We start from the raw sequence: 7,912 nt of genomic DNA on the forward strand, positions 1-7,912 counted from the left end.
GCCTGCATCCACACCGCCGCCAGCGCGCCCGCATCGAAAGGCTCGCTCATCAGGCCTCCCTTGCTTGTCCTTGTCCCTGAAAGCCGCGCGATGCTAGCAAGCCCCTCCCAGCACAGGCCAGCTGGTTTTGGAAACAGGGTGTGACAAGGGCGGAGATCAGCCCGTGGCTGCGCGGTGTGCGTCAGCAGGAGGCCCCGCAAGTGGGGGGTGGCCCGGAGGCCGCAAGTCGCGATGCGCTCAACGTGTCACAGCGGCAGTTCGGTGAAGTAGCGCCCGCCGTGGAAGATCAGCGGCGAGGCCTCGGCGCGCCGCTCGCAGCGCTCGACCTCGCCGACGAAGATGACATGGTCGCCTTCCTCGTAGCGGCTGCGGTTGAAGCATTCGAAGACCGCGGCCACGCCGTCGAGCAGCGGTGCGCCACCCGCGCCCTCGCGCCAGGGCAGCCCGGCGAAACGATCCACGCCCTTGGTGGCAAAGCGTTCGGCCAAGGCCATCTGGTCGGCCGCGAGGATGTGGATGGCGTAGTGCGAGCCGCGCTCAAAGGCCGGCTTCGACCCCGCCAGGCGCGACAGGCTCCACAGCACCAGCGGCGGGTCGAGCGAGACGGAATTGAAGGAGTTGGCCGTCAGCCCGATCAGACGACCGTCGCTGGCCCGGGCGGTGACGATGGTCACGCCGGTGGCGAAGCTGCCGAGCGCCTGGCGGAACTCGACCGGGGAGAAACTGGGGGCGGCGGCCCGACGGGGGGGGTTCACGACGTCCATGGCTGGGTGAGCGTCCATTATTCCCCAGGGCCGGCCCCGGGGAAGGGCGCAAGCCCCCCCTTTTTGCGTGGATGCCGCGCCGGCGGCGCGTTCAGAAGCGGTAGTTCACCCCGACGCTCAGCTGCGGGATCGCGCGCACCTTGCCCACGCCGTTGCGCAGCTCCTCGAGCTCGCGATCGATGTCCTCCTGCGTCACGCCGGCGATGTTGGTGGAGGCGCTGACCTTGGCCTTGCCGATCGAGGCGCCCAGGTCGAAGACGAAGCCCCAACCGGTGCCGGCGGGCTGATGGCCGTAGCCAATGCCCAGGTAGGGGGTGACGCGCGGGAACTCGATGCGCACGTCGAAGCGGTCGCCGGGCTGGGTGGTGTAGGTGGTGCCGCCGATCTCGATGGTGCCGCCATGGCCGCGGCCGGACAGGTCCACGCGCATGTCGTTGACGGTGAGGCCGCCGGTCAGGCGAAAGCCGCCGCCAAAGACGAACCAGTCAGCGAACACCCCGGCGCGGTGGGCGCGGGCCTTGCCCTCGTAGTCGATGCCCTCCTCGGTGCCGTCGGCATTGCGCGAGCCCAGGGTGGCCACATCCGCGCGCACGCCGACATGGCTGTTCAGCGGCTGCGCGTAGCCGATCATCACGCCCGGCAGGCCGATGTTGCCGTAGATCTCGCCCGCCTGGGCCGGCAGGGCACCAGCCGCCCCGAGGGCGACGGTCATCAGGAGCTTTTTCATGGGGGTGGAGGGACGCAACGGTCCGGTGGGTGGCACTGCGCCGCAGTGTAGGCACGCTCGGCTCGGCCCGAATGCGTCAAATGGACGAAAACCCCTGCGCAATTCGCGCCGATGCCGGGCCGCCACTTGCCCGGCCGGCATCGGGCCTCACAGCGCCAGGTCATAGTCGATGGTCAGCGGCGCGTGATCGGAAAAGCGCTGCGCCTTGTAGACGCTGGCGGCGCGGGCGGTCTGGGCCACCGCCGGGCTGGCCACGTGGTAGTCGATGCGCCACCCCACGTTGTTGGCCCAGGCCTGGCCGCGGTTGCTCCACCAGGTGTAGGCCTCGCCGGTGGCATCGGGGTGCAGTCGGCGGTACACATCGACCAGGCCGATCTCGTCGACCATGCGGGTGAACCAGGCGCGTTCCTCGGGCAGGAAGCCGCTGTTCTTCTGGTTGCTTTTCCAGTTCTTGAGGTCGATTTCCTTGTGCGCGATGTTCACGTCACCGCACAGCACGAACTCGCGCTCGGCCTTCAGGCGCTGCAGGTGGGGGAAGAACTCGTCGAGGAAACGGTACTTGGCCTGCTGGCGCTCGTCCGAGCTGGAGCCGCTGGGGAAGTAGCAACTGATGACCGAGAACTTGCGCGAGGGGGTGTCGAAGCGGGCTTCGACGTAGCGGCCCTCGGCATCGAACTCGGCCGAGCCGAAGCCGATTCTCACGTCGCTGGGCGCATGGCGGCTGTACAGGCCCACGCCGGAATAGCCTTTCTTTTCGGCGCAGTGGAACCAGCCTTGCAGACCGTGCGGGGCCCGCATGGCCTCGGTCAGGTCGCCGTGCTGGGCCTTGATCTCCTGCAGGCAGACGATGTCGGCCTGTTGTTGGCCCAGCCAGTCGAAGTAGCCCTTGTTCGCCGCCGAGCGGATGCCGTTGAGGTTGGAGGTGATGATGCGCAGCATGGGCGCGAGCTTACCTTCCCCGCCCGACGCCCGCTCAGGCGAAGACCTCGGCCTGCGTCAGCGACACGCCCTGGGCATCCTTGGCCGACACCTGCGGGGCCACGCCGGCATCGGGCCAGTCGATGCCGAGGACGGGGTCGTCCCAGCGGATGCAGCGTTCGGCCTGCGGGGCGTAGTAGTTCGTGGTCTTGTAGAGGAAATCGGCGCTGTCGCTGAGCACCAGGAAGCCATGCGCAAAGCCCGGTGGCACCCAGAGCTGGCGGTGGTTCTCGCCACTGAGCTCCACGCCGACCCACTGGCCAAAGCGCGGGCTGGAGCGGCGCAGGTCCACCGCCACGTCGAACACGCGGCCTTGCGTGACGCGCACGAGCTTGCCTTGGGCCATCGGGTCGAGCTGGTAGTGCAGCCCACGCAGCACCCCGCGGCGGGAGTGCGAATGGTTGTCCTGCACGAAATCGAAGTGGCGGCCGACGGCTTCGTCGAAGACGGCCTGGCGGAAGCTTTCGAGGAAGAAGCCGCGCTCGTCGCCGAAGATGCGCGGCTCGAAGATCAGAACTTCCGGCAATCGGGTGGGGGTGACCTTCATCAGAACACCTTTTCGGTGAGCACCTGCTGGAGATACTGGCCATAGCCGCTCTTGGACAGCGGGGCGGCCAGGCCGGCGAGCTGGTCGGCGCTGATCCAGCCCTGGCGCCAGGCGATCTCCTCGGGGCAGCAGATCTTGAGGCCCTGGCGCTTCTCCAGCGTCTGGATGAACTGGCTGGCCTCGATCAGGGAATCGTGCGTGCCGGTGTCGAGCCAGGCGTCACCGCGGCCCAGCACCTGCACGTCGAGTTCGCCGGCCTGCAGGTACAGGCGGTTGAGGTCGGTGATCTCGAGTTCGCCGCGCGCGCTGGGCTGGAGCGTTTTGGCGCGCTCGACGACCTGGGCGTCGTAGAAGTACAGGCCCGTCACGGCATAACGGCTCTTGGGCTGACGGGGTTTTTCCTCCAGGCTGATGGCCCGCCCGCTGGCGTCGAACTCGACCACGCCGTAGCGCTCGGGATCGTGCACCGGGTAGGCGAACACCGTGGCGCCGCGCGCGCGGTCCTGCGCCGCTTTGAGCCGCGAGGCCAGGTCATGGCCGTAGAAGATGTTGTCGCCCAGCACCAGCGCGCTGGGCGCGCCGGCCAGGAAGCGTTCGCCGATCAGGAAGGCCTGGGCCAGGCCGTCGGGGCTGGGCTGGACCGCATACTGCAGCGACAGCCCCCAGGCGCTGCCGTCGCCCAGCAGTTGCTGGAAGCGCGGGGTGTCCTGCGGCGTGGAGATGATGAGGATCTCGCGGATGCCCGCCAGCATCAGGGCCGACAGTGGGTAGTAGATCATGGGCTTGTCGTACACCGGCAGCAGTTGCTTGCTGATGGCCAGCGTGGCCGGGTGCAGCCGGGTGCCGGAGCCTCCGGCGAGGATGAGGCCTTTGCGGGTCATGACAGCCCTCCGCCGTCCGTACCGGCCGCCACCCCCCCGAGGGGGGCCGGGCCTGGCTTGGGACGGCCCGGCGCGGCGGCCCGGGTCGGTGCGGTGAAGTGAAGGTGTTTCATATGGGTCTAGGGAAGGATTTCAGCGAGCATGCGGTCCACCCCGTGCTGCCAGGGCGGCAGGACAAGCCCGAAGGCCTCGCGCAGGCGGGTGGTGTCGAGACGGGAGTTCAAGGGCCGGCGTGCCGGTGTGGGAAACGCAGTGGTGGGCACGGGCTCGATGGCCTGGGGGGCCACACGGACCGCGTGCCCGCGCGCGCGGGCCCATTCGATGACGTGGCGGGCGTAGTCGAACCAGCTCGTCTCGCCGGCCGCCACGAGGTGGTACAGGCCCGACAGCCCGGGCCGCTCCTGCACGGCACGCAGCGCATGCGCGGTCACGTCGGCGATCAGCTCGGCCCCGGTGGGCGCGCCGATCTGGTCGTTCACCACGGTGAGGCGCTCGCGCTCGCCGGCCAGGCGCAGCATGGTCTTGGCGAAGTTGCCGCCGCGCGCGGCATAGACCCAGCTCGTGCGGAAGATCAGGTGACGGCAGCCGCTTTGCGCGATGAGCTGCTCGCCTTCGAGTTTGCTGCGGCCATAGACGCTCAGCGGGCCGGTGGGGTCGTCCTCCCGGCGGGCCCGATCGCCGCTGCCGTCGAAGACATAGTCGGTGCTGTAGTGCACCAGCCAGGCCCCCAGGGCCGCGGCCTCGCGGGCGAGCACGCCGGCAGCGGTGGCGTTGAGCAGGGCCGCCAGCGCGGGCTCGCTCTCGGCGCGGTCCACGGCCGTGTGAGCCGCAGCATTGACGATCACGTCGGGGCGAAGCGTGCGCACGGTGGCGGCCAGGCTGTCGAGTTGCGTCAGATCGCCGCACAGCCCGTCGTGGCCGTGGCGGTCGAGTGCCACCACCTCGCCCAGGGGGGCGAGCGCGCGCTGCAGCTCCCAGCCGACCTGGCCGTTCTTGCCGAGCAGCAGGACCTTCATGCGGCTTTGGCGTCCGAGGGCTGGTATTGGGTGGCGATCCATTCCCGGTAGGCGCCGCTTTGCACCTGGGCGACCCACTCGGGATGGTCGAGATACCACTGCACCGTCTTGCGGATGCCGGTGGCGAAGGTCTCGGCCGGACGCCAACCGAGTTCGCGCTCGATCTTGCGCGCGTCGATGGCGTAGCGGCGGTCATGGCCGGGACGGTCCTTCACGAAGGTGATCAGCCGGCTGTGGGGGCCGGCAGGGTCGGGCCGCAGCTCGTCGAGCAGGGCGCACACGGTGCGCACGATCTCGAGGTTGGTCATCTCGTTCCAGCCGCCCACGTTGTAGGTCTCGCCCACGCGGCCACGCGCCAGCACGGTGCGGATGGCGCTGCAGTGATCCGTCACATACAGCCAGTCGCGCACGTTGAGGCCGTCGCCATAGACCGGCAGGGGCTTGCCGGCCAGGGCATTGACGATCATCAGCGGGATGAGCTTCTCGGGGAAGTGGTAGGGCCCGTAGTTGTTCGAGCAGTTGGTGGTCAGGACCGGCAGGCCGTAGGTGTGGAACCAGGCGCGCACGAGGTGGTCGCTGGCGGCCTTGCTGGCCGAATAGGGGCTGTTGGGTTCGTAGGGATGGGTCTCGGTGAAGGCCGGCTCCTGCGGACCCAGCGAACCATAGACCTCGTCGGTGGACACGTGGTGGAAGCGGAAGGCGGCCTTCTCGTCGGCCGGCAGGGCCTGCCAGTGGGCACGCGCGGCCTCCAGCAGCGTGAAGGTGCCTTGCACATTGGTGCGGATGAAGGCGCCGGGGCCGTGGATGGAGCGGTCCACGTGGCTTTCGGCAGCGAAGTGGACGATGGCGCGCGGCCGGTGCGTGGCGAGCAGCCGGTCGAGCAGGGCGCGGTCGCAGATGTCGCCATGCACGAAGACATGCCGGGGGTCGCCGCGCAGGCTGTCGAGGTTGTGCACATTGCCCGCGTAGGTCAGGGCGTCCAGATTGAGCACGGGCTCGTCGCTGTGCGCGAGCCAGTCCAGCACGAAGTTGCTGCCGATGAAGCCGGCGCCGCCGGTGACGAGGATCATGGGTGAGGGTCTGCCTGATGCGGAAAGGTTCACGGGCGCTTCGTGCGCCAGGAGCCCGTATTGTGCGAGGCGCACGTCCAACGGCCAACCGGCGGCCACCCTCATGTCGGGGATCAGGGCCTTGCGGCCACCCAGGCAAGGGGGCCCCGGCCCGCGGCCACCCGGCCCCTGAACGGCGAGGGGATAATCCGCACCATGGCGGCCCGCGCCACGCGCGCCGCCCCTCATCTGCGGAGAGTCCATTGAAGATTGCTGTCATCGGTTCGGGCTACGTCGGCCTGGTCACCGGCGCTTGCTTCGCCGACCTGGGCATCCATGTCACCTGCATCGACATCGACGAGGACAAGGTGCGCCGCCTGCGGCAAGGCGAGGTGCCCATCTACGAGCCCGGGCTCGAGGCCCTGATCCGACCGGCCCTGGCCAACGGCCGGCTGCATTTCACGAGCGACGTGCACGAGGGCGTGGCCGGTCGCGAGGTGGTGTTCATCGCGGTGGGCACGCCGTCGGACGAGGACGGCTCGGCCGACCTGCGCCACGTGCTGGCAGCGGCGCGCTCGCTGGCGCAGGCTCTGGACGGCTTCACCGTGGTGGTGGACAAAAGCACGGTGCCGGTGGGCACCGCCGACCGGGTGCGCGAGGAGATCGCCGCGGTACTGCGCCGCCGGGGTGTGGCGCACGAATTCGCGGTGGTGTCCAACCCCGAGTTTCTGAAGGAAGGCGCCGCAGTGGCCGACTTCATGCGGCCCGACCGCATCGTGCTGGGTCTGCCCGGCGGGGAACTGGGCCGGCGCGCGCGCGAGGTGATGGATCGCCTGTACGAACCGCTGCAGCGCAACCACCAGCGCACGATCTACATGGACGTGCGTTCGGCCGAACTCACCAAGTACGCCGCCAACGCGATGCTGGCCACGCGCATCAGCTTCATGAACGAGCTGGCCAACCTGGCCGATGCGGTGGGCGCCGACATCGAGGCCGTGCGCCTGGGCATTGGCTCGGATTCGCGCATCGGCTACGACTTCCTCTACGCCGGCACCGGCTACGGCGGATCGTGCTTCCCGAAGGACACGCGCGCGATCCTGCACACCGCACGCGAGCACGGCATGGAGTTGCAGGTCATTCAAGCGGTCGAACAGGTCAACGAGCGTCAGAAGCGGGTGCTGGTGCGCAAAATCGTCGCCCGCCTGGGCGAGGATCTGCGCGGCCGCCGTTTCGCGCTGTGGGGCCTGGCCTTCAAGCCCAACACCGATGACATGCGCGACGCCCCCAGCCGGGTGATCATCCGCGAGTTGCTCTCACGCGGGGCGGATGTGACGGCCTACGACCCGGTGGCCTCGAAGGAGGCGCAACGTGTGCTGCGGCAGGATCTGGCCGACCAGCCCGGCTGGTTCGAGCGCCTGCGCTTCGTCGACACGCCCGATGCGGCCCTGCCCGGCGCCGATGCCTTGGTGATCGCCACCGAGTGGAAGATCTTCCGCAGCCCCGACTTCGGCGCCCTGCGCTCGCAGCTCAAGCAGCCGCTGGTCTTCGACGGGCGCAACCTGTATGCGCCGCAACGCATGCGCCAGGAAGGCATCGAGTACCACGCCATCGGACGGCCGATGCCGCGGGACTAAGGTGGCGGTTCAGCCTTCCAGCAAGTCGGCGCAGCCGTGCTGGACGATGCGCCGGCGCAGGGCCGGCGTGGCGCCGCCCACCCGCAGCGGCTGACCGCTGAGCCCTTGCCGGGCCTGCACCAGCAGCAGCAGGCCCATGGCCTCGGCATCGATGTCGTGCAGCCCGGACAGATCGATCTCCAGCGGCTGCGGCAGGTGCAAGGCCTGTTTGAGTGCCTCGCGCAGCGGCCCGAGGGTGTCTGCCCGGGCCACACCGGCCAGCCGCACGCGCTGGCCGCACGAGGGCCCCGCAGGTTCGACCTGCACGTCCAGCACC

9 protein-coding genes are annotated in these 7,912 nt (G+C 69.3%); 1 reads left to right on the top strand and 8 read right to left on the bottom strand.

The window, feature by feature from the left end; translation table 11 throughout:
- Positions 1–245 precede the first annotated feature (245 nt).
- From ACK42S_RS12940 to rfbB, 7 genes are all read right to left on the bottom strand, one after another.
- Positions 246–764 carry a flavin reductase family protein gene (locus ACK42S_RS12940; protein WP_409708108.1) on the bottom strand — a complete coding sequence of 173 codons (519 nt, stop codon included), beginning with the start codon at positions 762–764 and terminating at the stop codon, positions 246–248.
- A 91-nt stretch (positions 765–855) separates the two neighbouring features.
- Positions 856–1,476, bottom strand: a complete 621-nt coding sequence (locus tag ACK42S_RS12945; protein WP_409708111.1) for a hypothetical protein — start codon at positions 1,474–1,476, stop codon at positions 856–858.
- 162 nt (positions 1,477–1,638) lie between these two features.
- Positions 1,639–2,430 carry an exodeoxyribonuclease III gene (locus tag ACK42S_RS12950; RefSeq protein ID WP_409708114.1) on the bottom strand — a complete coding sequence of 264 codons (792 nt, stop codon included), beginning with the start codon at positions 2,428–2,430 and terminating at the stop codon, positions 1,639–1,641.
- Positions 2,431–2,464: 34 nt separating this feature from the next.
- Positions 2,465–3,016, bottom strand: a complete 552-nt coding sequence (gene rfbC, locus ACK42S_RS12955; protein WP_409708117.1) for a dTDP-4-dehydrorhamnose 3,5-epimerase — start codon at positions 3,014–3,016, stop codon at positions 2,465–2,467.
- Positions 3,016–3,897, bottom strand: a complete 882-nt coding sequence (gene rfbA / locus ACK42S_RS12960; protein ID WP_409708120.1) for a glucose-1-phosphate thymidylyltransferase RfbA — start codon at positions 3,895–3,897, stop codon at positions 3,016–3,018. The genes rfbC and rfbA overlap by 1 nt, the downstream gene beginning before the upstream one ends.
- Positions 3,898–4,016: 119 nt before the next feature.
- Positions 4,017–4,913, bottom strand: a complete 897-nt coding sequence (rfbD, locus tag ACK42S_RS12965) for a dTDP-4-dehydrorhamnose reductase (RefSeq protein ID WP_409708123.1) — start codon at positions 4,911–4,913, stop codon at positions 4,017–4,019.
- Positions 4,910–5,983, bottom strand: coding sequence for a dTDP-glucose 4,6-dehydratase (rfbB, locus tag ACK42S_RS12970; protein WP_409708126.1), 1,074 nt, complete (start codon positions 5,981–5,983; stop codon positions 4,910–4,912). The genes rfbD and rfbB overlap by 4 nt, the downstream gene beginning before the upstream one ends.
- A 242-nt stretch (positions 5,984–6,225) precedes the next feature.
- On the opposite strand from rfbB, the gene ACK42S_RS12975 reads away from it, so the two are divergent.
- Positions 6,226–7,596 carry a UDP-glucose dehydrogenase family protein gene (locus ACK42S_RS12975; protein ID WP_409708129.1) on the top strand — a complete coding sequence of 457 codons (1,371 nt, stop codon included), beginning with the start codon at positions 6,226–6,228 and terminating at the stop codon, positions 7,594–7,596.
- A gap of 9 nt (positions 7,597–7,605) precedes the next feature.
- Here the strand turns inward: ACK42S_RS12975 and ACK42S_RS12980 are convergent.
- Positions 7,606–7,912, bottom strand: a 307-nt coding sequence (locus tag ACK42S_RS12980) for an STAS domain-containing protein (RefSeq protein WP_409708132.1), incomplete at its 5' end; no start/stop codon positions are given.

Source organism: Caldimonas sp. (assembly GCF_046289365.1).
GTDB lineage: Bacteria > Pseudomonadota > Gammaproteobacteria > Burkholderiales > Burkholderiaceae_C > Caldimonas.